The organism is Aeromonas sp. s4 (assembly GCF_040907855.1).
In the GTDB taxonomy this organism is placed as follows: domain Bacteria; phylum Pseudomonadota; class Gammaproteobacteria; order Enterobacterales; family Aeromonadaceae; genus Aeromonas; species Aeromonas caviae.
In genome coordinates this window covers 82,636-108,669 of the sequence record NZ_JBFOCP010000030.1, presented here as the reverse complement: position 1 = coordinate 108,669, position 26,034 = coordinate 82,636, and the positions used below count along the sequence as shown (strand labels likewise).

Below are 26,034 nucleotides of genomic sequence, written 5' to 3'. Positions count from 1 at the left end.
CGTTTTTTTATGGTCGTGGTCGGCAGAGCCACCAGGCAGGGAGGTCGGCGTGATGATTCGTATGGCAGGGGTGGAGGATGCGGCGGCGCTGGACAGATTCTTCGGGCAACTGGACAGGGAGACCCGCTTCATGCTGCATGAAGCGGGAGAGCGCCCCTCGGACATCGCGGGGCAGCGCAGGCGGCTCGAGGCCATGGCCGCGGCCCCCAATCAGGCCATGTGGTTGCTGGAGCTGGCGGGGGAGGTGCAAGGGTTTGCCGCGCTCCTTGGTGGCGGCCTGGCACGCAACCGCCACTGCGCTCTGGTGGTGATGGGGCTGCGTTCGGGGGCGCGCGGGCAGGGATGGGGGGAACGGTTGCTGCGTACCCTGATCGCGACCGCGAGGGATCTCGGTATCCACCGGCTGGAGCTGGGAGTGATGGCCCACAACGAGGTGGCCCACGCCTTGTATCGCAAGTGCGGGTTCGTGGAGGAAGGGGTGAGACGGCAGGCCTATCGGCTGGACGAGGGCTATGTGGACGAGATTTCCATGGGGCTGCTGCTGCCGCTGGACAGGCCATGACGCCGCTGGCCCCGAGATGCTGGTCTGGGGAGTTGGATTGGGGCAGGCTTGTGGGGAAACCATCGAGACAAGGAGGCGCCCATGAAGGGGATATTGCTGCGTTGGCTGGCTCGCTACGATGCCTGGTGCCAGGAGTGGGGACTCACACCGGAGAACCGGCGCTGCTGCGCGCCGGTACGCCATGATGAAGACGAGAAGCGCCCGGAGAAGGGCGACGACCTCACTGGAACTGGCGGGTCACGGCGCCAGTGACGCTGTTGTAGTCGAACGATAGCCCGTCGGGGTATGCCGGGAAGCGGCCAACGGAGCTGCGCAGGGTATAGCGGCAGTTGTCGTGACGAAGGGCGCCGTCAGCCTGAGCGTCTGCCGGGATGAGCCGGGAGATGTAGTCACTGTCCGAATCCTGGTGCAACTCATCGGCCACCGTCAGATCGGTATCGAGCAGGGCGCCAAACAGGCTCTCGCAGTCGTCCCGGCTGCTGACGGAGATCTGATCGCTGTCGCCACCGGGGAAGACGGTATCGGGCCCCTGACCTCCCTGGTCCTCCTTGGTGCCCACCGGCCAGCCATGGCTGTTGATGTCGAGATCCTGCCTGCCCATGCCGCTAAAGTTGTAGAGTGCCAGGGGCTCCCCCTTTACCTTGACCGCCCAGCCTGCGTGGGCGAGCCGGGCGGCACTGGCAAAGCTGCCCGCCGTGGCCGAGACGCTGCTCTTGAGCCCGTCGTCCTGGATGTTGATGAAGCGGGGCAGGGCGGTCACGGCCAGGATCCCCAGCACGATGATGACCAGCACCAGTTCTATCAGGGTAAAGCCTCGGGAAACGTGTGTTGGCATGGAATGAACCCATTGAGTACGACAGACAGGTAAGCGCGACATGGAATTGATAGACACCCACTGCCACCTCGATTTTCCGGTCTTTGACGCCGATAGGGAGGCGCTGCTGACCCGGTGGCGCCAGCTGGGGGTGGGCGAGTATATCATCCCCGCCGTGGGAGAGGAAAACTGGGGGCGGGTGATGGCGCTGGCCGAGCGCCACGACGACATCCGCTATGGCCTGGGGATCCATCCCTGGTATGTGGGCAAGCAGCCTCGGGATGCACTGACCCGGTTGGAGACCCTGCTGGCGAGTCGGCCCCGTGGGCTGGTGGCCGTGGGGGAGTGCGGGCTGGATCTGCGCTCCCATGTGCCGCAGGAGGGGCAGGTCGAGATGTTCGAGGCGCAGGTGCGGCTGGCCATGGCGCATGAGCTGCCCCTCATCGTCCACTCGGTGCGGGCCAACGACACGGTCGCCAAGATCCTGCGGCGCTTCACTCCGCCACAAGGGGGGGTCATTCACGCCTTCAGCGGCTCCCTGCATCAGGCGGAGGTGTTCTGGCAACTGGGTTTCAGGCTGGGGATCGGGGGGGTCATCAGCTATGAGCGGGCCAACAAGACCCGGGAGGCGATACGCCAGATGCCGCTGGAGGCCTTGCTGCTGGAAACCGACGCTCCCGACATGCCGCTGCAAGGCCAGCAGGGGGAGGTGAACACGCCGGCCAGCCTGCCGACCATAGCCCGCTTGTTGGCACAATTGCGGCAGCAACCGCTGGAGGATGTTATTTCGGTGTTACATGACTCCACCCGGCGGCTGTTCCCCCCAGGAAATCATGAAATTAACATTTGATTATCAAATGATGACCGAGTGATAAAAAACAGGGCCCATAAAAATCGTTTGCGGTCTAATTAAACGATGTTCAGGCCGTTTGTGGCTTATAAAATGTGACCAGTATTCTATTTTGTCGCACCGTAATTAGTATAATGCGCACCCTTGATTAGCGGCTTCAATACACAAATCGTTAACAAGCTGGCAGGTGCTACTAAAGAGGAAGTGTTAATAATGAATCTGATAATGGGTCTGGTAGGGATGGCGACGCTCATCCTTATTGCGGTGCTGTTCTCCAGCAACCGCAAGGCAATCAAAATTCGTACCGTAGGTGGCGCCTTTGCCATCCAGGCCGGTCTGGGGGCCTTCGTGCTCTACGTACCGGTCGGTCGTGACATCCTGGTAGGCGTGTCCGACGCCGTCTCCAGCGTCATCGGTTATGGCCAGAACGGCATCGAATTCCTGTTCGGTGGTCTGGTTGGCAACAAGATGTTCGAAGTATTCGGTGGCGGTGGCTTCGTCTTCGCCTTCCGCGTCCTGCCCGTCATCATCTTCTTCTCTTCCCTGATCGCGGTACTCTACTACCTCGGCATCATGCAGTGGGTGATCAAGCTGCTGGGCGGCGGTCTGCAGAAGGTGCTGGGCACTTCCCGTACCGAATCCCTCTCCGCCACTGCCAACATCTTCGTCGGTCAGACCGAAGCCCCGCTGGTGGTACGTCCCTTCATCTCCAAGATGACTGACTCCGAGCTGTTCGCCGTCATGTGTGGTGGTCTGGCTTCCGTTGCCGGCTCCGTGCTGGCCGGTTACGCCTCCATGGGCGTCAAGATGGAATACCTGATCGCCGCCTCCTTCATGGCTGCCCCGGGTGGTCTGCTGTTCGCCAAGTTGCTGGTACCGGAAACCGAGACCCCGAGCTACGACGAGAACACCGCAGAAGGTGAGCTGGACGACAAGCCGGCCAACGTGATCGACGCTGCCGCCGCCGGTGCCTCCGCCGGTCTGCAACTGGCCCTGAACGTGGGTGCCATGCTGCTGGCCTTCATCGGCCTCATCGCCATGATCAACGGCATCTTCTCCGGTGTGGGCGGCTGGTTCGGTTACCCGCAACTCTCCCTGGAGCTGCTGCTGGGCTGGCTGTTCTCCCCGCTGGCCTTCCTGATCGGCGTGCCCTGGAGCGAAGCGGTCGTGGCCGGTTCCTTCATCGGTCAGAAGCTGGTGGTCAACGAGTTCGTGGCCTACCTGAACTTCGCTCCCTACCTGAAGGATGAAGTGCTGATCAACGGTGTGGCCATGTCCGAGCACACCAAGGCGATCATCTCCTTCGCCCTGTGCGGCTTCGCCAACCTGTCCTCCGTCGCCATCCTGCTGGGTGGTCTGGGCTCCATGGCACCGAACCGTCGCGGCACCATCGCCAAGTTCGGTCTGAAGGCCGTGCTGGCAGGTTCCCTGTCCAACCTGATGTCTGCGACCATCGCAGGCTTCTTCCTGGCGCTGTCCGGCATGTAACATCGCCTGACTGACAGGATAAAGACGAACGCCACAGCGATTTGCTGTGGCGTTCTCGTTTGGGGTGGTGACAACCGTTTTCCTGTCAAGACTAATAATAAAGTGAGTCAAATCGGAGGTTCTATGAATGAAGTGCTACTGGCTATGGCGGCCGGCTTTATCGTTGGGGTGTTGTTTTCTTTCCTCAAGTTGCCGATACCGGCGCCGCCCGTCCTCTCCGGCGTCATGGGGATCGTGGGGGTCTATCTGGGGGGCATTGCCTACTCCTGGATCCTGACCCGCTTCTTCTCTTAAGCGCCTTCCAGCGCTGGATTTGCCGGGTGTGAGGTACCTCTGAAATTGGCAAATCCGGCTTGCAAACACGGGGTATCTCGGCTGAAATAGGCGATGCCAGCAGGGTGCTGGCATTGACTAATGCCCGGTGAATCCGGGTGTTGGCGGTCAAATGGAATTGATTGGGAAGTCGGGTCTGCGTAGTCGGCCTTTCTCAAGTCTTCATGGAACCAAGTCCGCACTTTTGTAAGAAAGTGACAGGGCTCTTGCCTTATTTGCAGCCGTATTGCCTGTGCATTTGCGCTGCAATTCCATATCCCGTTGCTCCGGGAACGTCTCTGCCGACCCTTGGTGTTCGGTGAAGCCGATCGCGGGTGATGGGGCTTAACAAGACTTTGGAGACATAGCATGACTGATCTGAAAGTGGCCGCCCAACGCGCCCTGAACCTGATGGACCTGACCACCCTGAACGATGACGACACCGATCAGAAGGTGATCGACCTGTGCCACAAGGCCAAGTCTCCGGCCGGCCTGACCGCCGCCGTCTGCATCTACCCCCGTTTCATCCCCATCGCGCGCAAGACCCTGCGTGACATCGGCGCAGCCGACGTGCGCATCGCGACCGTGACCAACTTCCCCCACGGCAACGACGACATCGAGATCGCCGTGGCCGAGACCCGCGCCGCCGTGGCCTACGGTGCCGACGAGGTGGACGTGGTCTTCCCGTACCGCGCCTTCATGGCTGGCAATGAACAGGTCGGCTTCGATCTGGTCAAAGCATGTAAGGAAGCCTGCGGCGCCAAGGTACTGCTGAAAGTGATCATCGAGACCGGCGAGTTGAAGGAAGAGGCGCTGATCCGTCGCGCCTCCGAGATCTCCATCGACGCCGGTGCCGATTTCATCAAGACCTCCACCGGCAAGGTGCCAGTGAACGCGACCCCGGAAGCTGCCCGCATCATGATGGAAGTGATCAAGGCCAAGAACCCGAAAGTGGGCTTCAAGCCGGCCGGTGGCGTGAAAGACGCCGCCGTGGCGGGTCAGTACCTGGCCATGGCCGAAGAGATCCTGGGCAAGGACTGGGTATCCGCCCGCACCTTCCGCTTCGGCGCCTCCAGCCTGCTGGCCAGCCTGCTGGCGACCCTGGGGCATGGCGACAAGCCTGCCAATACCAGCGGTTACTAAGCGGTGGCAGGGGGCGGTGCGCCGCCCCCTTCCGGATCTGGTTCGGTCTGTGTTCGTGCGTGATGCACGGAGGGAATGAAAGATGTTTTTGCCTCAAGAAATTATTCGCAAGAAGCGCAACGGTGAAGCGCTCAGTACCCAAGAGATTCAATTCTTCGTCCAGGGCATAACCAACAACACCATCGGCGAGGGGCAAATTGCGGCCCTGGCGATGGCGGTCTACTTCAAAGACATGACCATGGATGAGCGGGTTGCCCTGACCTGCGCCATGCGCGACTCCGGCATGGTATTGACCTGGGATCACCTCAATCTGGGCGGCCCCATCGTCGACAAGCACTCCACCGGCGGCGTGGGTGACGTCGTGTCCCTGATGCTGGGCCCCATGGTCGCTGCGTGCGGCGGTTTCGTGCCCATGATCTCCGGCCGTGGTCTCGGCCACACCGGCGGCACCCTGGACAAGCTGGATGCCATCCCCGGCTACCAGACCTCAGTCGACAACGACCGCTTCCTGAAAGTGGTGAAAGAGGCGGGTGTTGCCATCATCGGCCAGACCGGCGATCTCGCCCCGGCCGACAAGCGTATCTACGCGGTACGGGATATCACCGCCACCGTCGAGTCCATTGCCATGATCACCGGCTCCATCCTCTCCAAGAAGCTTGCCTCCGGGCTCGAAGCCCTGGTGATGGATGTGAAGGTGGGCTCCGGCGCCTTCATGCCGACCTTTGAAGCCTCTGAAGAGCTTGCCAAGAGCATCGTCGCCGTGGCCAACGGTGCCGGCTGCCGCACCTCTGCACTCCTGACCGACATGAACCAGGTGCTGGCCTCCAGCGCCGGCAACGCCGTGGAAGTGCGCGAAGCTGTGCGCTACCTGACCGGTGAGTATCGCAACCCGCGCATTCATGAAGTGACCATGGCCCTGTGCGCCGAGATGCTGATCTCCGCCGGTCTTGCCAGCGATGACGGCGATGCCCGCACCAGGTTGCAGGCGGTGCTGGACAACGGCAAGGCAGCCGAGATCTTCGGCCGCATGGTGACCGGCCTCGGTGGTCCCGCCGACTTCATGGAGCGCTACGACGCCTACCTGCCCAAAGCCGCCATCGTGCGTCCCGTCTACGCGGCCCACAGCGGATTCGTCACCGCGATGGATACCCGTGAACTGGGTCTGGCCGTGGTCGCCATGGGGGGCGGTCGCCGCGCCGCCGCCGACAAACTCGATTATGCCGTCGGTCTGACCGACTTTATCCGCCTGGGTCAGAGCGTCGATGCTGACAAGCCGCTCGCCCTGATCCACGCTCAGACAGAAGCTCAATTTGCCGAGGCTGCCCGCATGGTGCAGGCTGCCGTGAAGATCGGCGACACCCGACCAGAGGCGCTGCCCGAGGTTTACCGTCGCATCGGTCTGGCTGATTTGTAACAAGGGGAAGTCCCATGAAACGTACCTTTATTCTGATGATGGACTCTTTCGGTATTGGTGCTGCCGCCGATGCCGACAAGTTCGGCGACGTGGGTGCCAATACCCTTGGCCATATCGCCAAGGCGTGCGCCGCCGGTGAGATCGAGGGCCGTGGCGCTCTCAACCTGCCAAACCTCAGCAAGCTGGGTCTGGGCCACGCGGGCGAACTCGCCAGCGGCACCTTCCCGGCCGGACTGAACAAGGATGTCGAGGTGATCGGTGCCTACGGCTTTGCCCAGGAGCTCTCCTCCGGCAAGGACACCCCGTCCGGTCACTGGGAGATTGCCGGCGTGCCCGTCTTGTTCGAGTGGGGTTACTTCCATGACCACCACAACAGCTTCCCGCAGGAGCTGCTGGACGCCATCGTCGAGAAGGCCGGTCTGCCCGGGTATCTGGGCAACTGCCACGCCTCCGGTACCCAGGTGCTGGACGATCTGGGCGAAGAGCACATGCGCACCGGCAAGCCGATCCTCTACACCTCTGCCGACTCCGTATTCCAGATTGCCTGCCACGAAGAGACCTATGGCCTCGAGAAGCTCTATGAGCTGTGCCACATCGTGCGCGAGCTGCTGGAGCCCTACAACATCGGCCGCGTCATCGCGCGTCCGTTCGTGGGCAGCGGCAAGGGCAACTTCAAGCGCACCGGCAACCGCCACGACTACTCCGTGCTGCCGCCGGCGCCGACCGTGCTGGACTACATGAAGGAGGCGGGTGGCCAGGTGGTCTCCATCGGCAAGATCGCCGACATCTATGCCCAGCAGGGCATCACCAAGCAGGTGAAGGGGACCGGTCTGACCGAGCTGTGGGACAGGACTCTGGAAGAGGTGAAAGCGGCCGGTGACCAGACCATCGTCTTCACCAACTTCGTGGACTTTGACTCCTCCTACGGTCACCGCCGTGACGTCAAGGGCTACGCCGATGCGCTGGAGTACTTCGACTCCCGCCTGCCGGAGCTGTTCGACTTGCTGCAGGATGGCGACGTGGTGGTGCTGACCGCCGACCACGGCTGTGACCCGACCTGGAGCGGTACCGACCACACCCGCGAATACATCCCGGTGCTGTTCTACGGCAAGCCGGTCAAGGCGGGCTCCGTCGGTCGTCGCGAGACCTTCGCCGACATCGGCCAGAGCATCGCGGCCTACCACGGCCTGCCCAAGCTGCAATACGGTACCAGCTTCCTGTGATGGTGACCCCGGGCCGGTTCGCCTGCCCGGGGTGCCACAGGGCCCCGGTTTCCTGTAATGTACCGCCGCCGCGCAGGCAGCGGACAATCCATAAAGACAATAAAACTCAACCTAGTGTGAAGGAATAAAGAGAATGGCAACTCCTCATATCAATGCGAAAGATGGCGCCTTTGCTGATACCGTGCTGATGCCGGGCGACCCCCTGCGTGCCAAGTACATCGCCGAAACCTTCCTGGAGAACGTCGAGCAGGTGTGCGACGTGCGCAACATGTTCGGTTTCACCGGCACCTACAAGGGTCGTCGCATCTCCGTCATGGGTCACGGCATGGGCATCCCGTCCTGCTCCATCTACGCAAAAGAGCTGATCACCGACTACGGCGTGAAGACCCTGATCCGCGTGGGCTCCTGCGGTGCCGTGCGTGAAGACGTGAAACTGCGTGACGTGGTGATCGGCATGGGTGCCTGCACCGACTCCAAAGTGAACCGTCTGCGCTTCAAGGACCACGACTTCGCCGCCATCGCCGACTTCGACCTGGTGGCCAATGCCGTTCAGGCTGCCAAGAACAAGGGCGTGGCCGTGCGCGTGGGCAACATCTTCTCCGCCGATCTGTTCTACACCCCGGACCCCTCCATGTTCGACGTCATGGAAAAATACGGCATCCTGGGTGTCGAGATGGAAGCCGCCGGTATCTATGGCGTGGCCGCCGAGTACGGTGCCAAGGCGCTGACCATCTGCACCGTCTCCGACCATATCCGTACTGGTGAGCAGACCACCTCCGAAGAGCGTCAGCTGACCTTCAACGACATGATCGAAATCGCGCTGGACTCCGTCCTGCTGGGTGACAACTGATCCCCCTCGCGCATAAAAAAACGGCGGCCCTCGGGCCGCCGTTTTGCATTTTTGCGAAGCACGGTCAGAGATCGAGGGCGAAGCGCCCCTTGCCCGACTGCTTGGCCCGGTACATGGCGGCATCGGCCCGGTGCAGCAGATCGTCGATGTGACAATACTGGCCCGAGTGGCAGAGGGCGCCTCCTATGCTGCCGGCAAGGGGCAGCCGGTGACCGGCCACGTCCCCAGGAACCGCCATGGCCGCCAGCAGCCGCTCGCACAGGGCGGGCAGCTCCAGTTCCGGCTGGCGCAGGGCGGGCAGTATGATGGTGAACTCGTCGCCGGCCAGGCGCGCCACCATGTCCCCCGGGCGCACCTCGGCACTCAGCACCTGGGCGAAGCGTTGCAACAGGGCATCGCCGACATGGTGTCCCAGCCTGTCGTTGATCCCCTTGAAGCCGTCGAGATCGAGGAACAGCAGGCCCAGGGGTTCGGCATTCTGGCGCACCCGCTCCAGCTCCCGGGAGAGGCGCAGGGTGAAGGCGCGCCGGTTGGGGAGGCCGGTGAGGGGGTCGTGAGCCGCCTCGTGTTCTAGCTGGCTTTGCAGCGCCTTGAACTCGGTGATGTCGCTGCCGAGGATGTAGACCCCGGGCTCGTCGCCCCGGCTCGGGATCATGGTGATCCTGAGGTCGCGTCGGCCTATGGGGAGATCGAAACGGTGCTCGAAACTCACCTGCTCACCGGCGAGGGCCTTTGCCACATAGGCCATGGCCCTGCCGTGGGCCTCCTCGCCGATGACGTCCCGCACGCTCATTTCCCGCATCTGTTCGGTATCGAGCCCGAAGTAGCGGCAATAGGCCTGGTTGGCGAACAGGTAACGCCCCTCGGGCGACACCATGCTGATGGTGACCGGCAGGCCATCGGTGATGGCCCGCAGTCGGGCACGGCCACGCTCGATCTCCGCGAGCACCTGGCGGCGGGCCGTGATGTCGTGCAAAAACAGGGCGATGCGCACCTTGTCGTCGAACTGGTAACGCTCGGCAATCACCTCGACCGGGATGTGCCGGCCTGTGCGGGTGATGATGTCGCACTCCAGCCGCCGTGGCGGACTCTGTGGGTTGCCTGACAGGCTCAGCAGGGGATGCTCGGCGCCGAGCAGCCCGAAGAGGGGACGGCCCAGCATCTCGTCGGCGTGCCAGCCGAGCAGGGTGGTGGAGGCCGGGTTCCAGCCTGTGATGATGAAATCGGCATCGAGCTCGAGGAAGGCATTGCTGGTGTGCTCCAGCATGTGCTGCAAGCGGCGCTGCTCCTGCCACAGCTGCTGCTGCATGGCGCCGCGCTCGCGCATCTCCTGATGCAGCTGTTCCACCGTGCGGGAAAGCTCCCGGGTCCGTGACTGCACCTGCTGCTCGAGCCCTTGTTGCAGCCGCACGAGTTCGGCTTCGGCCTGTTTGCGCTCGGTGAGGTCGGCAAACACGGCGATCATGTGGGGGGCCATGGTGCGGCTCTGGCAGAGGGTCACGCTGAGCTGGACCCAGCACTGGGTGCCATCGGCCCGGATCATCCGCTTCTCCAGCCGGTAATCCTGCCGTTGCCCCGCGATCAGGGCATCGAACAGGGGCTGCTCCCGTTGCAGATCTTCGGGATGGGTCATGGCGAGCCAGGTCCGGCTCAGCATCTCATGCTCGCTGTAACCGAGCAGCCGCTCCAGCCCCGGGTTGGCTCTCAGCCATTTCCCCTCGAGGGAGGAGAGGGCCATGCCCACCGACGACTGGTTGAAGGTGAGGGTGAAGAGATGCTCCTTGTCTTCCAGCACCTGGTTGAGGGTGCGCACCTGGTGGCGCCGCTCCAGATCGTGCAGGGTGTTCTCCACCAGGCGGCCGAAGTCGTCGAGATCCCGGCAGGCCTCTTCATCGAGATGGCGCGGCACATGGTCCACCAGGCAGAGGGTGCCGAGCACCACGCCATCGAGGGCGCGCAGGGGGCGGCCGGCGTAGAAGACCACGCCGGGATCATCGGTCACCAGCGGATTGTCGGCAAAGCGGAGATCCCGTCTGGCATCCGGTACCTGCATGATGTCGGGGCGCAAAATGGCATGACCGCAGAAGGAGTGCTCCCGGTTGATCTCGCACATATCGACCCCGGTGCGGGCGAGAAACCACTGCCTGTTCACGTCGGTCAGGGAGACCATGGCGATGGGGAGTGCGAAATGCCGGGTGATGAGCCGGGTGAGGCGATCAAGCTGATCGATGGGCTCGTGGTCGAGCAGGCCGAGGATGCGCAGTCGTTCCAGTCGACTGTGTTCATCCCGCGGCAAGGGGGGGGCAATCATGTGGCTCTCCTGCCAGTGATCTTGCCAGTGTTATATACAAGCCGGAGGATGTGATCCACTCCCGCTTATTGCGGAGCGGCGGGTTTGCTCTGTTTCTTGTGCTTGCGCACCCGCATGTAGTTGCGACGCACCCCGTAGGAGATGAGCAGGCCGGCCAGCAGCATCACCAGCAGCATCAGGCGCTGTTTCTCCTGGTTGACCTTGAGATGGGTATCTTGTGCGGCCAGCAGTTTCTGCTCTTCCAGGGTGATCCTCAGATAGCCCAGGGTCAGGTTTCCGTCCTGGATCTCCTGGACGAACTGGATGCGCCCCTTGCCCTGCTCCGGCAGGGATTTGTTGTCGCTGCCGATGGGCAGCAGACTGTCCAGCGGCAGGGCGTTGTCCGACTGGGCGAGGGGAATGCCGCGGGCGTCATAGAGGGTGACATCCAGAATGTCAGGCTCGGCGGCCAGATCCTGCGCCAGTCTCTCCAGTTCGCTCTCCTTGTCCTCCTTGATCCAGCGGCGCATGTCCCGGGCGGCATAGGCGACCAGCGCCTGTGCCCTGTCCCGTGCCGCCGCGTGCAGGGCGGCCTGGCTCTCTCCCTGCATGTGGATGAGCAGCACCAGCACCCAGAGACCGAGCAGGACTCCCGCCGCCAGGCTGACAACACGTTTGATGGGAAGATGACGCACAGAACCGGGCCTCTGGTAATGGATGAGCGGGGCTGGCTGGTGCCCCGGTGCCGCGAAGCGGGAAACAGGGTGGTCTGTTTCCATGTCTGCCCGCACCGCAGGCGGGATCTTGGCGCTTGCCTGTACAAAAAGCAATACGCTACTCTGGGCCCGCATGATGAACCCCATGATTTCCAAGGAAGGCGTCTCTCTTATGTTGTTGTCCCAACTTCCCCGCTCCCTGCACGACTGGTCCGGGGCCCTGAGCTGTGCCCCCTGCTGGCAGCTCACCAACGAAGCCCTGCTGCCCGCGGCCAACGCCCACGACAGCGCCTGGATTGTCCTGTTTGGCAAGGGGCTGGAGGCCGGTCATCTGGCCCGCCTGGCCCAGCAGCTGGATGCCCTGGGGCTTGAGTCAAGCCTCTATCCCGCAGGGGAGCAGGCCGGTATTCCGCTGCTGCTGCTTGGCACCAACCGCTTTTCCCCCGAGCTGGTGCAGGCGCTCAAAGCCCAGGAGTGGGACATCGACCTGTGTCATCTGGCCGCCCTGCCTACCCTGAGTGAGCCCGGTCTGCTGGTGATGGACATGGATTCCACCGCGATCAGGATAGAGTGCATCGACGAAATCGCGCGGCTGGCCGGGGTCGGTGAGCAAGTGGCGGCCGTTACCGCGGCGGCCATGCAGGGCAAGCTGGAGTTTGCCGACAGTCTGCGTGCCCGGGTGGCGCTGCTGGAAGGGGCGCCGGTCACCATCCTCGACGAGGTGGCGGCCGACATGCCCTGGATGCCGGGCCTGCCACTCATGGTCGATGCCCTCAAGCAGGCTGGCTGGAAGGTGGCGATCGCCTCCGGTGGCTTCACCCGCTTTGCCGGCGAGTTGCAGCGTGCTCTGGGTCTGGATGCCATTTTCGCCAACGAGCTGGCGGTGGAAGGGGGCCTGCTGACCGGCAAGGTGAGCGGCCCCATCGTCGATGCCGCCGCCAAGGCCGAGGCGCTGCAACAGCTGGCCTCGGAGTACGGGGTGGTTGCATCCCAGACGGTCGCGGTCGGCGATGGTGCCAACGATCTCAAGATGATGGGGGTGGCGGGGCTGGGCATTGCCATTCATGCCAAACCCCTGGTACGTGCCCAGGCGGCGGCGACACTCAATCACCACGATCTGGAAGGGGTGCTCTGCCTGCTCGGCGCCATGGCTTGTCGCGACCGACGCTGGTGCTGATCCCGCTCAAGGAGGAGTCGATCACGAGATGGAACTGTTACAGCAATCCCTGTTTGTCCCCTGCGGTGAGCATCGACTCCATGTGCGCCATATCCAGCCCGGTGTCGCGGTGCATGCCGACCCCATCCTGATGGTGCACGGGGCCATCGAGAACGGCCGCATCTTCTACACCGAATCGGGCAAGGGGCTTGCCTGCTTTCTTGCTCGCCACGGGTATCAGGTCTATGTGGCGGATCTGCGTGGTCGGGGTCTGAGCACACCGACCATCGCCGAGCGGGCCGGCCACGGCCAGCATGAGCTGATCACCGAGGATCTGCCCGCCCTGCAGCGCTGGGTATCGACCCGCCATGCCGGTGCCCGGGTGCACTGGATGGCCCACTCCTGGGGCGGCGTCATCATGGCCTCGACCCTGGTGCGCTTCCCCGAGCTGGCGGAGCAGGTTGCCAGCCTGGTGTTCTTCGGCACCAAGCGGGGGGTCTCGGTGCAGAACCCGGAGCGCTGGTTGAAGGTGGATCTGATCTGGAACCGGCTTGCCCCCTGGCTGGCGCGCCGCCGGGGGTTTCTGGCCGCCCGCCGGTTGAAGATAGGGGCCGATGATGAGCCTCTGCGCTACCTGCAGGAGACCATCCCCTGGGTCAAGTGCGGGCCCTGGCAGGATCCCTTTGACGGCTTCGCCTATGACGAGGCGGCGAGCCGGGTCAACTGGCCCCCTCTCTGGATGATCTCCGCCAAGGCGGACAAGGTCCTTGGCCACCCCGTCGACGTGCGCCGCTTCAGCGACGAGATGGGGTCGGCCGCCCGCCATACCCGCCTTGGCCGGGACAACGGCAACCGGCTCGATTACGACCACATCAACATGCTGACGGCGCCCCAGGCACAGGAGGATCACTTCCCCGACATCCTCGCCTGGCTGCGCAACCCCCAGGCTGCCTGATAGACAAAAAACGGGCACTTGCGTGCCCGTTTTTTGTTGTCTTCCTGCCCTGCTGGCTAGCGGGACCCGGATGGTATGCCAAGGCGGAACAGGGTCGCTTCGGTGGTATCGGTCAGTTCACCCACGCCCACGACACTCCAGAGCTCCTCTTCCAGCTTCTTGGCCTTGTGAATGGCGAACTTGGCGATGTAGTCCAGTTCACCCGCGATGAAGCTGGTGTCCGGGCGGCCGGTGCGCGAAATACCCACCAGTACCGAATAGAACTCTCCCTGTTGCCGGGCCAGCTCGATGAAGCGGCGCTTTTGATCCGGTGAGCTGAAGCTGCTGGCCAGGTGGCTGCGAAACAGGGGTGTTCCCCCCTGGGAGTGGAGGGCGGCGATGTAGACCTCCTCCTCTTCCGGCTTGTCTTCCCGCTCGATGGCGCGCAGGGGATTGAGCAGCAGGGCCTTGAGCAGTGCCCCCTGGAACAGGGGATACAGGTTCAACTGCTGATCCTGCTCGGCACAGATGCGCAGCAGACGGGAAAGGCTGCGTGGCTGTGGCGAGAGGCCGGCCGCGGCCAGTTTCGGGGCGGCCTTGAGCTTGTTCACATAGACGGGGGTGTTGAACAGGTGGTGGGTGTAGAGGTTGCGCAGCGCCCTGGCCATGCCGCGATAGCGATTGAACTCCCGGGTGGTCTTGAGCTTGTTCTGGTTGCTTTCGATAAGCAGGCTGAAGAACTGGTGGCCGGTATGGCGCTCGGCCGTCCCCTCGATGCACAGATGCAGCACGGTTCTGCTCAGGTTGAGGCTGACCAGCCGATAGGGCAGGCGTTGCAGGTCCATGTTCCTGGCGAGCTCCTGCAAGCGGGGCAGAGCCACCGTGATGATGTCTCCCTTCTCCCCGTCGAACGGCTCCTCCAGCTCGATTTGCATGCCGTGGGCAGAGATGTCTCGGGTCCAGCCGACCCAGGATCGCTCCTTGTGATGCAAGACTATGGCCGTCTTGTGCATGTAGCGCGCCTCCTTGCGCAGTTGCACATAGTGCAGCGTCTCTATCTCGAAGGGGGCGGCATGGATGTCATGGCCAAAGCGCTGCAAGGCGTTGGCGTTGAGCGGATCCTGACCCGTCTCTCGCTGGAACTCGTCGCGCTGGTTGTCCAGGTTTATCTCCTGCAGCATGCCCACGTAACCGAGCTGGGCCAGGCGCTCGCGCAGCAGCCTGTCCTGCAACTGGCTCGCCCCGCCCTGGGGGTTGTCGAGGTCGGCCTCCCGCAGGGTGCAGGCTTCCATGCTGAACTTGTACACCCGCCAACTGGGGCGGCGGGCGCCGATCTGGAAGAAGAGCGCGGTCAGTCCGCTCTGTTCCAGCTCCTCCCGGGTCGCGGAGAAGAAGTAGAGGTGGCTGCGTACCGCATGGGTAAAGCTGTAGATCAGCGTCTCGCGCAGCCCCTCTTTGCCTGGGAGCAATGAGGGCATGCGGGCAGCGGTGAAGAGGCTGGCGAGCATGTCGCGGTTCTTGGCGTCGCGCCAGTATTCGAGAATGTGCTGGTTGTTCTCGGTGCGCAGGGCGATCTCGAGGGCGGGGACGCTGCCCTTGCCGAAATAGAGTGGCATGCCGGTCATGCGTGGCAGATAGAACTGCTCATACCCCTTGATGACGGCGGCGGAGAGCAGGTAGTCGACGCTGACGCGATAGCGGCTGCGGTTGCGCTCGATGAAGTCGCGCAGGAACTCGTCGAACACCGGATGCTCGCCGTTCTTGAGCAGCCTTAGCCAGAATTTGTCCTCTTTTCTCTCCTCCCCCAGGATCTGGTAGCTGACCGGGTCACGCAGCAGGGGATGGGGATGATCGCGTTCCAGTCCGGTGAAGAAGACGGCTATCAGGTCGCCTGTCTGGTAGTCGGGCAGATAGGGCACGGATACCCGGATGCCGCCGAGGGAGATGTCGGAGCTCTTGGCGAGGATCTTCTCGCCGTTGGCGAGCTGGAGCACCATGGGAGAGCTGAAGTGCATGCGCTCTTCCTGTCGCCCGTAATGGCTGGCGAAGGGGATGGCGCTGACATCGAACGGACGAAACGGGCTGATGGGCAGCGCCAGATTGTCGCTGCGCCCCTGGTTGAGTTTGTACCAGGCTTGCAGCGCCTCGTAGACCCCCAGGGTGTAGCTGTCCCGGTAGAGGTAGCACTGGGATTGAAACAGCTCGATGGCCTCGGCGGGCATGAAGTGGGTCACCCCGTCGAACTCATGCACCTGACAGAGGGCGCCCAGCTCGTTGCGCATGTCGATGACGCGCCGGCAGGGGGTGCACTTGCGTTTGAGTTCCATCTTCAGCAGGAACCGGCTGTTGGTATTTTCGTTCTGGGTTAGACGGTTGAAGATTTCGTCGAAGTCCTTTTCCCGGAGCAGGGGGACAAGTTGTTCTATCAGATGTAGTGGTTGTTCTGAATCCATGTATTCCTGCCGCGGAAAGTCACTTTTCCGATTCTGGGTTTGATCTGCCGGTCGCAAACAAGTATATCAAGCAGGAATTCATCCTGTCCCCGAGTTATCCATGGCCAAAAACAAAACCGCCTATGTTTGTTCCGAATGTGGAGCCGACTTCACCCGCTGGCAAGGCCAGTGCAGCGAGTGCAAGGAATGGAACACCATCACCGAGGTGCGACTGGGGGTGACGGCACCCGGCAAGAGCGCTCGCTATACCGGTTATGCGGGCGCCGTCGGCAGCCAGGTGCAGACCCTGGCAGAGATCGCCACTACGGAGATCCCCCGTTTCAGCTCGGGCTTCAAGGAGCTGGACCGCGTACTCGGTGGCGGCGTGGTCCCTGGTTCGGCCATTCTTATCGGCGGCAACCCCGGGGCCGGCAAGTCGACCCTGTTGCTGCAGACCATGTGCGGCCTGGCGCAGCGCATGAAGACCCTCTATGTGACCGGTGAGGAATCACTGCAACAGGTGGCGATGCGGGCCGGTCGGCTGGGTCTGCCCACGGACAAGCTGCGCATGTTGTCCGAGACCAGTGTCGAGCAGATCTGCCTCATCGCCCAGCAGGAGCAACCTCAGATCATGGTCATCGACTCCATCCAGGTGATGCACGTGGCGGATGTGCAGTCTGCGCCGGGGTCCGTCTCCCAGGTGCGGGAGTCGGCGGCGCTGCTGACACGCTATGCCAAGCAGAATCATGTGGCCATCTTCATGGTGGGCCACGTCACCAAAGACGGCACCTTGGCGGGTCCCAAGGTGCTGGAGCACTGCATCGACTGCTCCGTGCTGCTGGATGGCGGGCACGACTCGCGTTTTCGCACCCTGCGCTCCCACAAGAACCGCTTCGGTGCGGTCAACGAACTGGGGGTCTTCGCCATGACCGGGCAGGGAATGAAGGAGGTGAGCAACCCTTCCGCGATTTTCCTCAGCCGCGGGGAGGAGCAGGCTCCGGGCTCCATCGTCATGGTGATCTGGGAAGGCACGCGCCCCCTGCTGGTGGAGTTGCAGGCGCTGGTGGATTACTCCCAGCTCTCCAATCCGCGCCGTGTGGCGGTGGGGATGGACCACAACCGCCTCGCCATGCTGCTGGCGGTGCTGCATCGTCACGGCGGGTTGCAGATGGCGGATCAGGATGTGTTCATCAACGTGGTGGGTGGCGTCAAAGTCGAGGAGACCAGTGCGGATCTGGCGCTGCTGCTGGCCATGGTGTCGAGCTTCCGGGATCAGGCCCTGCCCAAGGATCTGGTGGTCTTTGGTGAGGTGGGACTCTCCGGCGAGATACGGCCCGTGCCCTCGGGTCAGGAGCGACTGCAGGAGGCGGCCAAGCACGGTTTCCGCCGAGCCATCGTCCCGCATGCCAATGCGCCCAAACATCCCATCGAGGGGATGGAGGTGGTGCCGGTGAAGAAACTCTCCGATGCCCTCGAGGCCCTGTAACCAACCATGAAAAAGGAGCGTATGGACGCTCCTTTATTTTTCTGCCCGCCCGCTCAGGATTCGGGGGGGACGTGGTCTCGGTGCTCTTGCAGCAACTGCTCCAGCTCGCGATGGAGCAGTTGCTCCTCTCCGATGTTCAGCTCGATCATCCGCTTGAGGTGAGTGGCGCTGTCGATGTCGATGTGGTGGCAGTAAAACCCCAGCTTCTTGCTGGCTTCGTGGGTCAGCTCGACCTGCATCTTGATCTCGATGTCGCTGCCCCCGAGCACGAAGCAGATTTCGTACTCCTTGTCCTCGCTGGCGACCCAATCCTCGGGTCTGAGCAGCAGGGCTCCCTGCAGGGAGACATCGACCAGCTGGGTGCGCCACTGGTGTTCACCCTGGGTGAGCTTGGCGGCGGTCAAATAGAAAATCCGAGTAAAGTGGCGGCGCTCGGCCATGGTCGTCTCCGGTCTGCGTGCGAGCAAGATGCTCATCCTTCATGTTGCAGAGTGTAATCCAGCTGGCACGCCAGGATATTGAACTGGCTCCGATATTGAATATCAGACCTGCTGATGGCTGAGGGATTCCACCACCTGCAGCGCCTTGACCAGCCGATCCTCCTGTTTGAACCTGTCCTCCAGCACGGGGCCGAGCTGGTTCAGATCCTCGTCCAGTTGCAGCAACTGGGCTTCGTCGGCGTTGCTGTACTTGTCGTTGAACTCGAGCGCGAATTCGGTACAGGCACGGATATGGGGGTAGATACGCTTGGCCAGCTCCAGTTTGTCGCCGCTGGCTTGCTCAAAGGCGGTGACGACATGGTTGTAGATCTCGAAATGGCCTGCGCTGACGTAGTCGACCAGTTGTTCGCAAAAACGTTGCAGTTCTACATGGCCTGGGAGGGTGCGTTGCTTGCACTTGGCGGGCATGAGGCCTGCCAGTCGCATGTACTCGACCAGCAACGCCTGTCTGGCATCCAGCCAGTCATCTATTGCTCTGTGCTTGCCTGCCAGCGCGCGCTTGGTTTTTTCCAGTTCAGTTAACATAGTCCCTCCATGGGCATGGCATGCGGCACTCGGGTCGCACGCCTCCGGTCATTCTCATCGACTGACGACACTCCTATAACTAGGGAAAATCCAGTTGACCGTCAATAGGAGTGTAGGGATATTGTTACATCAGGCGGGGATTTGCATGCCTCTCCCCACCGGTGCTTCGCATCCTGTCGCCCATCCAGGGGACAAGGGGGCGATATATGTGACTATTTCCGCAGATCTTGATGAAAACCCCAGCATTCAAGCCAATCCGGCTGATAAAGCCTTTGCCTGAGTGTTTTTTTTTGAATAGAGTGGCCCGGTGCTAAATGCCCGATCATAAAGGAAATGTTATGAACAAAGCTCAACTTGTCGATGCAATTGCCGCCAAAGCAGACCTGAGCAAAGCTCAGGCCAAAGTCGCTCTGGAAGAGATCATCAATGGTATTACCCAGAGCCTGAAAGAGGGCGATGCCGTTCAGTTGGTGGGTTTTGGTACCTTCAAGGTCAACCATCGCGCGGGCCGTACCGGTCGCAACCCGCAAACCGGTAAAGAGATCCAGATTGCAGCTGCCAATGTGCCGTCCTTCGTGGCTGGCAAGGCGCTGAAAGACGCCGTCAAATAAGGTCGTCTTGTAATCAAATGAAGCCCGGCTTGTGCCGGGTTTTTTCTTGCCATCTTCGTCAAAATTTGTTTCAGATACACTCAGGATATGGCATGCGCTGTAGCGAGGTGGATATGGAACAGAAAAATGCCATTCGGCAGGTAGCCGTCCCCTGGGCTCCCTCTCGTCAACTCCCTCCCGGCCTGGTCGTGGCCGAACTGCATCAGGATATCTGGAGCGACACCCTGACCGTCATGCTGGGGCGTGCTCGCAGCATCGATCTGCCTCCGTTGCCCCTGTGCCGGGTGAGTTTTCGCCACATCTTCGCAGTGCGGGTGATGGAGGATTGCGATCTGGCGGAGGGGCGTGACAGCCACGTCATCGAGGAGCAGATCCAGCTCATCACCCCGTCCCGTTTCGCCAGCTGGTTCCATCAGGAATCCGATGGACTGCACCTGGATGAAGATTTGCAGCACTACCGCATCTCGACCTGGGATTACTGCGCCGATGTGCTGACCTCTTCTCCCCCTGAACTCCAGTTCATGGTTCAGGAGGAGTAAGCCAGATTGTCGGGTCGCCTCCGTGGTGACAAAAAAGCCGGCGCAGGGGCGCCGGCTTTTTCTTGTTCGGGAGCGTGGGGCGCTTAGCCCAGGATCTGGTCCCGGTGCAGCCCCAGCACGATCAGCAGCCCGATGAAATAGAAGGCGCTGAGCTTGATGCCGAGAATGGTGAGCAGGCCGGCGCACAGACGCACCAGGGCCTTGTGCAGCCAGGATCCGGTGAAGCGGTACATGATCACTCCACCGCGTCGGCCGGCGCGAACTCCGGCACCTTGGCCATGGCGTCCAGCACCACTTGAATGTCGGCCCCCGGTTTGCAGGCATTCTCGCTCAGATGGCGACGCCAGGCGCGCGCCCCCTGCATGTTCTGGAACAACCCCAGCATGTGGCGGGTCATGTGGGAGAGGTAGTTGCCCTTGGCCAGCTCCTGTTCGATGTAGGGCAGCATCATCCGCACCACCTCGTGGCGGCTTGGCACGGCATGGTTCCCGCCGAACACCAGATTGTCCACCTGGGCCAGAATGTAGGGATTCTGGTAGGCTTCGCGGCCCATCATGACCCCGTCGAGGTGCTGCAGATGTTCAAGAGTCTGTTCCAGACTGGTCACCCCGCCGTTGATGGCAATGGTCAGATCCGGGTAATCCTGCTTGACCTGGTAGACGCGAGGATAATCGAGGGGCGGGATCTCGCGGTTCTCTTTCGGACTCAAGCCGCTCAGCCAGGCCTTGCGGGCATGGACGATGAAGGTATCGCAACCGGCGTCCCTAACCTGCTCGATGAAGGCCTGCAAGAACTCGTAGGAGTCTTGCTCGTCGATGCCGATACGGGTCTTCACGGTGACCGGAATGTCGACCACGTCGCGCATCGCCATGACGCAATCAGCCACCAGCGCGGGTTCGCCCATGAGGCAGGCGCCGAAACGGCCGTTTTGCACCCGATCGGAAGGGCAGCCGACGTTGAGGTTGACCTCGTCATAGCCGCGCTCCTCGGCGAGCCTGGCGCAGCGGGCCAGGTCTGCCGGGTTGCTGCCACCCAGTTGCAGGGAGAGAGGGTGTTCCTGCTCGCTGTAGCCCAGATAGTCGCCCTTGCCGTGGATGATGGCGCCCGTGGTCACCATCTCGGTATAGAGCAGGGTCTGGCGGGTCATCAGACGGTGGAAATAACGGCAATGCCGATCGGTCCAGTCCAGCATGGGGGCGATGGAAAAGCGCTGCGCCTGCATAAAAATCATCCGGGTTGGCCAAACAAGGGGCGGGATTCTATCACAACGTGAGACAGCCCCAGAAAATGAATTTTGTCGCCGCGCACTGGGGGCCCTGTGATAGTATCCGGCTAATTGACAGGGTATCTGCGTGAACATGAATCAAGACCAACTTCTACAACGAGCGGAACGCCTCTGCGAGCAGCGAGGGATCCGTTTCACCCCGACACGGCGCCAGGTGTTCCGGCTGCTTGCCGCCCACGGCAATGCCATCAGTGCCTATGATTTGCTGGCCCAGTTGCAGCAGACCGAGGCTCATGCCAAACCGCCTACCGTCTATCGGGCGCTCGACTTCCTGCTCGAACAGGGCTTTGCCCACAAGGTGGAGTCGCTCAACGCCTTCATCTTCTGCTGCCACTTCGACCATGCCCACCCGATGCAACTGCTGATCTGCGATCGTTGCGGTGAGGTAGTGGAGCTGCACGATCCCGCCATCGACGGCGCCTTTTCCGAGCAGGCTCATCAGCATGGTTTTACTATTACCAACAAGACCATAGAAGCCCATGGTCAATGTGCCCGCTGTTCCGCTACCGTAGGAAGTCAAGATGAAGGCTGATTTTGTAAACCCGTTCCTGCTCTCCCTGCTCAACGTGCTCTCCACCATGGCACAGCTGGAACTCAAACCGGGCGCGCCCAAGCGCAAGACGGACGAGCTGGCTCGGGGAGATGTCTCCGGCCTGATTGGCATGGTGGGTCCGCAGACCCGGGGTTCCCTCTCCATCAGCTTCGAGAAGGGGCTGGCATTGGAGATCATGCGTCGCATGCTGGGGGAGGCGCCGGCCACCATCAACGAGGAAGTGACCGACATGGTGGGCGAGATCACCAACATGGTGACGGGCGGCGCCAAACGCATGCTGGGGGAGAAGGGCTATGAGTTCGACATGGCGACCCCGGTCATCGTCTCCGGTCCCAATCACACCATCACTCACCGGGCCGACGGCGCCAAGATCATGATGCCGTTCGAATCGGAGTATGGCCGTGCCACCATCGAGATCTGCTTCGAGTAATCGCCATGTGGAAGATGCTGAAATGGAGTGTCATCGGTGGGGTGGTGCTGCTTATCCTGTCGGATATCGAGATCAGCACCTCTCTCTACAAGTACGAAGACAACCGCGTGGAGATCAACTTCCCGCGCTGGCAGGCTGACCAGCCCTGGGGCACCCTGCGCTGGCATGCGGGCCGGTTTGAGCATCACTGGTACGGTCTTGCAGGCAAACCCAAGCCCGCAACCGTACTCTGAGGAGCACTCTCCACAACGGATGGACCAGATTGCACCAACAAAAAAGAGGCCAGCGAATGCTGGCCTCTTTATTTGGTCAAGATCTGTTATCAGGCCGCTTCTGCAGCCAGCTTGCCATTGCCACGCACCATGACACCGAGGCCACAGGCCAGCAGGGTCGGCAGCAACCAGGCCAGGCCCTTGTCAAACAGCGGCAGGAAGGCGAACGCATCCATCTTCATGCCGGCGGCGCCCAGGCCGTCCAGGCAGCCGAACAGGAAGGCGACCAGCAGCACGGAGCGGAACACCAGGCGGGGGCGACCGAAGTAACCCTTCAGGAAGGTGACCAGTACCAGCGCCACGGCAACCGGGTAGATGGCGACCAGCACCGGAATGGAGAGGCTGATGAGCTGGCTCAGGCCCACGTTGGCCACGACGCCGCAGATGACACCCAGCAGCACGACCAGCTTCTTGTAGCTCATGCCGGTCAGGTTGTGGAAGAAGTCGGAGCAGGCGGAGATGAGGCCGACGGCCGTGGTGAAGCAGGCCAGGGTGATGATGGCAGCCAGGATGAACTGACCCGGTTGGCCGAACAGGCTCAGCACGTAGGCGTTGACGATGGCACCGCCGTTGCTCACGTCGGCGGCGACGCCAGCAGCGGTGTTGCCCAGCTGGAACAGGGAGACATAGACCACGGAGAGACCGATGGCGGAGATGATGCCCGCGATGGCCAGGTACTTGAACTGGCTCTGGTAGTCATGGATGCCTTTCTGGCGCAGCAGGTCGACGATCAGGGCGCCGAACATCAGGGACGCCAGGGTGTCCATGGTGTTGTAGCCTTCCAGAATGCCCTTCACGAAGGGGGTGCTCTGGTAGTCACCGGATGCGGCAGGCATGCTTCCTTGCGGTGCGACGAAGACACCGATGGCCAGGGTCAGCAGCAGCAGCATCAGCAGCGGGGTCAGGTACTTGCCGATGGCATCCATCAGCTTGCCCTGGTTCAGGGAGACCAGGATGGCCACGCCGAAGAACAGTACTGTGTAGGCAGCCAGACCGGATGGTCCCATGTCGCCAAGGAAGGGCTTGAGGCCCATCTCGTAGGCCACCAGGCCGGTACGGGGGGCGGCGAAGGCCGGGCCGATGATGATGTAGATGGCGACGGCCAGTGCGGTGGCCACGCCGGCCGGCAGCAGCTTGGTCATGCCGGCCCAGCCGTTGCCAGCCTTGGCGACGGCGATGATGGTGATGAGGGGCAGGCCCACGGCGGTGACCAGGAAGCCCAGCATGGCGAGAGAGAGGTGCTCACCCGCCATGAAGCCGGCCAGGGGCGGGAAGATGATGTTGCCTGCGCCCAGATAGAACGCAAAGGTCATGAAGCCCAATCCGAGTACATCGGACAATGTGAGTGATTTCGTCAAGTTCAACCTCGTCTGTCTTGTAAACTATTGCTTGTTATAGTTTTTTATTTGTCAGTGACCGGCACTTTCCGGGGGTAAAAAAAAGAGCCCCGCTGGTTTTTTCATCGCGACCAGTGGTTTGAACTGGTCTTGAGCGGGCGCTCATTTAGCAGTCAGCATAATGATGTGAAAAAATAGTTCAAGGCAAAATTTACATCTTCAAATAGAAGGGGCTGGTTAGTTGGATATATCTGTCGGAATAGCCTCCCGTGGCAGAATGGATCACAATTTCACCCCTCTCACACTTGTTTAATCCTCTGCCAAGCAGCAATAAAACACGATTTGCCTCTTTCCCCTCTCTGGTAGTAACAGCCAGATAACAACGCTCATACAGATCATAACTCGACGAAATGCATAAAATTTCATCCGCCATCGCCGTGGGCAGCACCAGGGCCAGTTGCCCGGTACGCCTCAACAGGCGATCGCTGGCGGCCAGCAATCCCCTTGGGTCGAGCCCCCCGGTATGACGGGCCAGAGCCCTGGCTGGATCGCGAAGTGTCTGGCCTGCCGGGAAATAGGGCGGGTTGGAGACGATGAGATCGTAAGGGGGGGCGAGGTGATCCTGAATGGCGCTCTCTATGATGGTGACCCGCTCACGCCAGGGGGAGGCCGTCACATTCTCATGGGCCTGCATGGCTGCATCCTTATCCAGCTCCACCCCGTCTATGTGGCAGTCGTTCGTGCTGCGCTGGGCCAGCATCAGGGCGATGAGGCCGCTGCCGGTGCCGATGTCCAGCACCCGGCGGGCGCTGTCGACCGGCGCCCAGGCTCCCAGCAGAATGCCGTCCGTACCGACCTTCATGGCGCAGCGGTCGTGATCGATGTGAAATTGCTTGAACGTGAAACCGTTGTTGCGCCCCATTCGGCCCTCCTCCTGTGCCTGCCCGCGGAAAATGGCCGGCGATTATAGCGGCTAAGCCACAGTCACCATAGGAGCCGGCGGCATAATCGCCTATAATCTGCCGCTTCCTTAATGACCGAGTATTGCCATGAGCCAGTCCTTTGATGATTTCGACCTGAATCCAGCCCTCAGTCGGGCCTTGGCCGAGATGGGATTCACCCGCCCCACCACCATCCAGCAGATGGTGCTGGAGCCAGCCCTGGACGGCCGCGATATTCTGGCTTCTGCGCCGACCGGAACCGGCAAGACCGCCGCCTTCCTGCTGCCCGCGATGCAGCACCTGCTGGACTTCCCGCGTCGCAAGCCGGGTCCGTGCCGCATGCTGATCCTGACTCCGACCCGCGAGCTCGCGCTGCAGGTGAGTGCTCACGCCAAGGCCCTGGCGGTGCACACCCATCTCAGCATCGAGACCATCATCGGTGGCGTCAGCCATGAAGAGCAGCTGCCTGCCCTGACCAAGACCACCGACATCGTGGTGGCCACCCCGGGCCGTCTGCTCGAGTACATCGAGAAAGAGGAGTTCGAGAGCCACGACATCGAGGTGCTGGTGCTGGATGAAGCGGACCGGATGCTGGACATGGGCTTCATCAAGGACGTGAACCGCATCGTGGAAGAGGCGCGCTACCGCAAGCACACCATGCTCTTCTCCGCCACCCTGGAAGGGGCCGGCCTCGAGAAGTTTGCGAGCGAGATCCTCAAAGACCCGGTTGAGCTGCACGCCGAGCCGCCCCGCAGCGAGCGCCGCCCCATCACCCAGTGGATCCACCTGGCCGATGATGCCGCCCACAAGCTGGCTCTGCTGGTGCACATCCTGAAAAACCCGGAAACCCAGAAGGCCATCATCTTCGTCAAGACCCGTGAGCGACTGGCGGAGCTTTCCGGCCAGTTGCAGGCGGCAGGCGTGCCCTGCGCCTGGATCCGTGGCGAGATGGAGCAGGCCAAGCGCATCGAGTCTATCCGCAAGTTCCACGAAGGGGAGGTGCCCTTCCTCATCGCCACCGACGTGGCCGCCCGCGGTATCGACCTGCCGAACGTCAGCCATGTCATCAACTACGACATGCCCTACGGCGCGGATGTCTATGTGCACCGCATCGGTCGTACCGGTCGTGCCGGCAACCGTGGCTGCGCCATCAGCCTGGTGGAAGCTCACGACATGGCCATGGTCGCCAAGATCGAACGCTACACCGAGGAGCGCCTCAAGCGCCGGGTGATCGATGAGCTGCGCCCCAGACACAAGGAAGCGCGGGTGCCGGTGAAGAAGAAAAAGCCGAAGGATGCCAAGAAGTCGGCAAAGAAGAAAAAGAAGTAATGCCCCGAGCACAGTTGAAACGGCCATCCCAGGATGGCCGTT

At 61.9% G+C, this 26,034-nt stretch carries 28 protein-coding genes; 18 read left to right on the top strand and 10 right to left on the bottom strand.

Annotation, left to right across the window (positions count from 1 at the left end; translation table 11 throughout):
- The first annotated feature begins 52 nt into the window (after window positions 1–52).
- Entirely contained in the window at window positions 53–562 is a 510-nt protein-coding gene (locus tag AB5Y89_RS09210) for an N-acetyltransferase family protein (RefSeq protein WP_368223678.1), read from the top strand.
- An 81-nt stretch (window positions 563–643) separates the two neighbouring features.
- A complete protein-coding gene (locus tag AB5Y89_RS09205) occupies window positions 644–814 on the top strand; it encodes a DUF5363 family protein (RefSeq protein ID WP_164882078.1) in 171 nt (56 codons plus the stop codon).
- Here AB5Y89_RS09205 and tppF read toward each other — a convergent pair.
- Window positions 783–1,397 (bottom strand): type IVa pilus pseudopilin TppF, encoded by a 615-nt coding sequence (gene tppF, locus AB5Y89_RS09200; protein ID WP_029313748.1) that lies wholly within the window; start codon window positions 1,395–1,397, stop codon window positions 783–785. The genes AB5Y89_RS09205 and tppF overlap by 32 nt on opposite strands.
- A 40-nt stretch (window positions 1,398–1,437) precedes the next feature.
- Here tppF and AB5Y89_RS09195 point away from each other — a divergent pair, with 40 nt between their 5' ends.
- The 7 genes from AB5Y89_RS09195 to deoD all read left to right on the top strand — a co-directional run bounded on the left by AB5Y89_RS09195 (window position 1,438) and on the right by deoD (window position 8,656).
- Window positions 1,438–2,226, top strand: a complete 789-nt coding sequence (locus tag AB5Y89_RS09195; RefSeq protein WP_161653085.1) for a TatD family hydrolase — start codon at window positions 1,438–1,440, stop codon at window positions 2,224–2,226.
- A gap of 213 nt (window positions 2,227–2,439) precedes the next feature.
- The gene (locus AB5Y89_RS09190; protein WP_010673026.1) at window positions 2,440–3,714 is read left to right on the top strand and encodes a NupC/NupG family nucleoside CNT transporter; all 1,275 of its coding nucleotides are present in this window, start codon (window positions 2,440–2,442) and stop codon (window positions 3,712–3,714) included.
- Window positions 3,715–3,837: 123 nt separating this feature from the next.
- Window positions 3,838–4,008 (top strand): XapX domain-containing protein, encoded by a 171-nt coding sequence (locus tag AB5Y89_RS09185; protein WP_010673027.1) that lies wholly within the window; start codon window positions 3,838–3,840, stop codon window positions 4,006–4,008.
- A gap of 387 nt (window positions 4,009–4,395) precedes the next feature.
- Complete coding sequence (deoC, locus tag AB5Y89_RS09180) at window positions 4,396–5,169, top strand: deoxyribose-phosphate aldolase (RefSeq protein WP_039039946.1); 774 nt, start codon at window positions 4,396–4,398, stop codon at window positions 5,167–5,169.
- 82 nt (window positions 5,170–5,251) lie between these two features.
- Entirely contained in the window at window positions 5,252–6,583 is a 1,332-nt protein-coding gene (gene deoA, locus AB5Y89_RS09175) for a thymidine phosphorylase (protein ID WP_069652232.1), read from the top strand.
- Window positions 6,584–6,597: 14 nt separating this feature from the next.
- Window positions 6,598–7,806, top strand: a complete 1,209-nt coding sequence (locus AB5Y89_RS09170; RefSeq protein ID WP_039039948.1) for a phosphopentomutase — start codon at window positions 6,598–6,600, stop codon at window positions 7,804–7,806.
- A 133-nt stretch (window positions 7,807–7,939) separates the two neighbouring features.
- The gene (deoD, locus tag AB5Y89_RS09165; protein ID WP_005341325.1) at window positions 7,940–8,656 is read left to right on the top strand and encodes a purine-nucleoside phosphorylase; all 717 of its coding nucleotides are present in this window, start codon (window positions 7,940–7,942) and stop codon (window positions 8,654–8,656) included.
- 64 nt (window positions 8,657–8,720) lie between these two features.
- Here the strand turns inward: deoD and AB5Y89_RS09160 are convergent, their stop codons facing one another.
- Window positions 8,721–10,967, bottom strand: coding sequence for a PAS domain S-box protein (locus AB5Y89_RS09160; protein ID WP_368223592.1), 2,247 nt, complete (start codon window positions 10,965–10,967; stop codon window positions 8,721–8,723).
- Window positions 10,968–11,032: 65 nt separating this feature from the next.
- Entirely contained in the window at window positions 11,033–11,641 is a 609-nt protein-coding gene (locus AB5Y89_RS09155) for an AhpA/YtjB family protein (protein ID WP_010673032.1), read from the bottom strand.
- Window positions 11,642–11,834: 193 nt separating this feature from the next.
- On the opposite strand from AB5Y89_RS09155, the gene serB reads away from it, so the two are divergent.
- Both serB and AB5Y89_RS09145 read left to right on the top strand, forming a co-directional pair.
- On the top strand, window positions 11,835–12,839 hold the full coding sequence (gene serB / locus AB5Y89_RS09150; protein ID WP_368223590.1) for a phosphoserine phosphatase SerB: 1,005 nt from the start codon (window positions 11,835–11,837) through the stop codon (window positions 12,837–12,839).
- Between the two features lie 28 nt (window positions 12,840–12,867).
- On the top strand, window positions 12,868–13,773 hold the full coding sequence (locus tag AB5Y89_RS09145; protein WP_201969710.1) for an alpha/beta fold hydrolase: 906 nt from the start codon (window positions 12,868–12,870) through the stop codon (window positions 13,771–13,773).
- Between the two features lie 56 nt (window positions 13,774–13,829).
- Here AB5Y89_RS09145 and AB5Y89_RS09140 read toward each other — a convergent pair whose 3' ends face one another.
- Complete coding sequence (locus tag AB5Y89_RS09140; RefSeq protein ID WP_045523168.1) at window positions 13,830–16,205, bottom strand: PilZ domain-containing protein; 2,376 nt, start codon at window positions 16,203–16,205, stop codon at window positions 13,830–13,832.
- A gap of 100 nt (window positions 16,206–16,305) precedes the next feature.
- Here AB5Y89_RS09140 and radA point away from each other — a divergent pair, with 100 nt between their 5' ends.
- On the top strand, window positions 16,306–17,670 hold the full coding sequence (radA, locus tag AB5Y89_RS09135; protein ID WP_368223586.1) for a DNA repair protein RadA: 1,365 nt from the start codon (window positions 16,306–16,308) through the stop codon (window positions 17,668–17,670).
- Between the two features lie 53 nt (window positions 17,671–17,723).
- Here the strand turns inward: radA and AB5Y89_RS09130 are convergent, their stop codons facing one another.
- The gene (locus tag AB5Y89_RS09130; protein ID WP_029313755.1) at window positions 17,724–18,110 is read right to left on the bottom strand and encodes a PilZ domain-containing protein; all 387 of its coding nucleotides are present in this window, start codon (window positions 18,108–18,110) and stop codon (window positions 17,724–17,726) included.
- Between the two features lie 102 nt (window positions 18,111–18,212).
- Window positions 18,213–18,695, bottom strand: a complete 483-nt coding sequence (locus AB5Y89_RS09125; RefSeq protein ID WP_029313757.1) for an Rsd/AlgQ family anti-sigma factor — start codon at window positions 18,693–18,695, stop codon at window positions 18,213–18,215.
- A 338-nt stretch (window positions 18,696–19,033) separates the two neighbouring features.
- Between AB5Y89_RS09125 and hupA the strand changes: the two genes are divergently transcribed.
- Together hupA and AB5Y89_RS09115 are read left to right on the top strand one after the other, a co-directional pair.
- Window positions 19,034–19,306 (top strand): nucleoid-associated protein HU-alpha, encoded by a 273-nt coding sequence (gene hupA, locus AB5Y89_RS09120; RefSeq protein ID WP_005305063.1) that lies wholly within the window; start codon window positions 19,034–19,036, stop codon window positions 19,304–19,306.
- Between the two features lie 113 nt (window positions 19,307–19,419).
- Complete coding sequence (locus AB5Y89_RS09115) at window positions 19,420–19,845, top strand: hypothetical protein (protein ID WP_029313758.1); 426 nt, start codon at window positions 19,420–19,422, stop codon at window positions 19,843–19,845.
- 83 nt (window positions 19,846–19,928) lie between these two features.
- On the opposite strand, the gene AB5Y89_RS09110 is transcribed toward AB5Y89_RS09115, so the two are convergent.
- Both AB5Y89_RS09110 and dusA read right to left on the bottom strand, forming a co-directional pair.
- Window positions 19,929–20,078, bottom strand: a complete 150-nt coding sequence (locus tag AB5Y89_RS09110; RefSeq protein WP_080944170.1) for a hypothetical protein — start codon at window positions 20,076–20,078, stop codon at window positions 19,929–19,931.
- 2 nt (window positions 20,079–20,080) lie between these two features.
- Entirely contained in the window at window positions 20,081–21,067 is a 987-nt protein-coding gene (gene dusA, locus AB5Y89_RS09105) for a tRNA dihydrouridine(20/20a) synthase DusA (protein ID WP_368223583.1), read from the bottom strand.
- A gap of 136 nt (window positions 21,068–21,203) precedes the next feature.
- Between dusA and zur the strand changes: the two genes are divergently transcribed.
- The 3 genes from zur to AB5Y89_RS09090 are packed head-to-tail and all read left to right on the top strand — an operon-like array spanning window position 21,204 to window position 22,346.
- Window positions 21,204–21,662, top strand: a complete 459-nt coding sequence (gene zur / locus AB5Y89_RS09100; protein ID WP_039039955.1) for a zinc uptake transcriptional repressor Zur — start codon at window positions 21,204–21,206, stop codon at window positions 21,660–21,662.
- Window positions 21,652–22,113 (top strand): chemotaxis protein CheX, encoded by a 462-nt coding sequence (locus AB5Y89_RS09095; protein WP_010673043.1) that lies wholly within the window; start codon window positions 21,652–21,654, stop codon window positions 22,111–22,113. The genes zur and AB5Y89_RS09095 overlap by 11 nt, the downstream gene beginning before the upstream one ends.
- Before the next feature lie 5 nt (window positions 22,114–22,118).
- Window positions 22,119–22,346 (top strand): hypothetical protein, encoded by a 228-nt coding sequence (locus AB5Y89_RS09090; protein WP_039039956.1) that lies wholly within the window; start codon window positions 22,119–22,121, stop codon window positions 22,344–22,346.
- A gap of 89 nt (window positions 22,347–22,435) precedes the next feature.
- Here the strand turns inward: AB5Y89_RS09090 and brnQ are convergent, their stop codons facing one another.
- Both brnQ and AB5Y89_RS09080 read right to left on the bottom strand, forming a co-directional pair.
- Entirely contained in the window at window positions 22,436–23,743 is a 1,308-nt protein-coding gene (brnQ, locus tag AB5Y89_RS09085) for a branched-chain amino acid transport system II carrier protein (protein WP_323934453.1), read from the bottom strand.
- Between the two features lie 190 nt (window positions 23,744–23,933).
- Window positions 23,934–24,644, bottom strand: coding sequence for a tRNA1(Val) (adenine(37)-N6)-methyltransferase (locus AB5Y89_RS09080; RefSeq protein ID WP_368223580.1), 711 nt, complete (start codon window positions 24,642–24,644; stop codon window positions 23,934–23,936).
- 127 nt (window positions 24,645–24,771) lie between these two features.
- Here AB5Y89_RS09080 and srmB point away from each other — a divergent pair, with 127 nt between their 5' ends.
- Window positions 24,772–25,992, top strand: a complete 1,221-nt coding sequence (srmB, locus tag AB5Y89_RS09075; RefSeq protein WP_041210934.1) for an ATP-dependent RNA helicase SrmB — start codon at window positions 24,772–24,774, stop codon at window positions 25,990–25,992.
- Window positions 25,993–26,034 lie beyond the last annotated feature (42 nt).

Excerpts from the sequence above, each read along its gene's own strand:
- AB5Y89_RS09090 (WP_039039956.1), top strand. The coding sequence starts at position 22,119 with ATGTGGAAGATGCTGAAATGGAGTGTCATCGGTGGGGTGGTGCTGCTT.
- AB5Y89_RS09125 (WP_029313757.1), bottom strand. The coding sequence starts at position 18,695 with ATGTTAACTGAACTGGAAAAAACCAAGCGCGCGCTGGCAGGCAAGCAC.
- AB5Y89_RS09080 (WP_368223580.1), bottom strand. The coding sequence starts at position 24,644 with ATGGGGCGCAACAACGGTTTCACGTTCAAGCAATTTCACATCGATCAC.
- AB5Y89_RS09145 (WP_201969710.1), top strand. The coding sequence starts at position 12,868 with ATGGAACTGTTACAGCAATCCCTGTTTGTCCCCTGCGGTGAGCATCGA.
- AB5Y89_RS09210 (WP_368223678.1), top strand. The coding sequence starts at position 53 with ATGATTCGTATGGCAGGGGTGGAGGATGCGGCGGCGCTGGACAGATTC.
- deoC (WP_039039946.1), top strand. The coding sequence starts at position 4,396 with ATGACTGATCTGAAAGTGGCCGCCCAACGCGCCCTGAACCTGATGGAC.
- hupA (WP_005305063.1), top strand. The coding sequence starts at position 19,034 with ATGAACAAAGCTCAACTTGTCGATGCAATTGCCGCCAAAGCAGACCTG.
- AB5Y89_RS09190 (WP_010673026.1), top strand. The coding sequence starts at position 2,440 with ATGAATCTGATAATGGGTCTGGTAGGGATGGCGACGCTCATCCTTATT.
- serB (WP_368223590.1), top strand. The coding sequence starts at position 11,835 with ATGTTGTTGTCCCAACTTCCCCGCTCCCTGCACGACTGGTCCGGGGCC.
- AB5Y89_RS09095 (WP_010673043.1), top strand. The coding sequence starts at position 21,652 with ATGAAGGCTGATTTTGTAAACCCGTTCCTGCTCTCCCTGCTCAACGTG.
- tppF (WP_029313748.1), bottom strand. The coding sequence starts at position 1,397 with ATGCCAACACACGTTTCCCGAGGCTTTACCCTGATAGAACTGGTGCTG.
- AB5Y89_RS09170 (WP_039039948.1), top strand. The coding sequence starts at position 6,598 with ATGAAACGTACCTTTATTCTGATGATGGACTCTTTCGGTATTGGTGCT.
- radA (WP_368223586.1), top strand. The coding sequence starts at position 16,306 with ATGGCCAAAAACAAAACCGCCTATGTTTGTTCCGAATGTGGAGCCGAC.
- AB5Y89_RS09110 (WP_080944170.1), bottom strand. The coding sequence starts at position 20,078 with ATGTACCGCTTCACCGGATCCTGGCTGCACAAGGCCCTGGTGCGTCTG.
- AB5Y89_RS09185 (WP_010673027.1), top strand. The coding sequence starts at position 3,838 with ATGAATGAAGTGCTACTGGCTATGGCGGCCGGCTTTATCGTTGGGGTG.
- AB5Y89_RS09205 (WP_164882078.1), top strand. The coding sequence starts at position 644 with ATGAAGGGGATATTGCTGCGTTGGCTGGCTCGCTACGATGCCTGGTGC.
- AB5Y89_RS09195 (WP_161653085.1), top strand. The coding sequence starts at position 1,438 with ATGGAATTGATAGACACCCACTGCCACCTCGATTTTCCGGTCTTTGAC.
- AB5Y89_RS09130 (WP_029313755.1), bottom strand. The coding sequence starts at position 18,110 with ATGGCCGAGCGCCGCCACTTTACTCGGATTTTCTATTTGACCGCCGCC.
- AB5Y89_RS09115 (WP_029313758.1), top strand. The coding sequence starts at position 19,420 with ATGGAACAGAAAAATGCCATTCGGCAGGTAGCCGTCCCCTGGGCTCCC.
- deoD (WP_005341325.1), top strand. The coding sequence starts at position 7,940 with ATGGCAACTCCTCATATCAATGCGAAAGATGGCGCCTTTGCTGATACC.
- zur (WP_039039955.1), top strand. The coding sequence starts at position 21,204 with ATGAATCAAGACCAACTTCTACAACGAGCGGAACGCCTCTGCGAGCAG.
- deoA (WP_069652232.1), top strand. The coding sequence starts at position 5,252 with ATGTTTTTGCCTCAAGAAATTATTCGCAAGAAGCGCAACGGTGAAGCG.
- srmB (WP_041210934.1), top strand. The coding sequence starts at position 24,772 with ATGAGCCAGTCCTTTGATGATTTCGACCTGAATCCAGCCCTCAGTCGG.
- AB5Y89_RS09160 (WP_368223592.1), bottom strand. The coding sequence starts at position 10,967 with ATGATTGCCCCCCCCTTGCCGCGGGATGAACACAGTCGACTGGAACGA.
- dusA (WP_368223583.1), bottom strand. The coding sequence starts at position 21,067 with ATGCAGGCGCAGCGCTTTTCCATCGCCCCCATGCTGGACTGGACCGAT.
- AB5Y89_RS09140 (WP_045523168.1), bottom strand. The coding sequence starts at position 16,205 with ATGGATTCAGAACAACCACTACATCTGATAGAACAACTTGTCCCCCTG.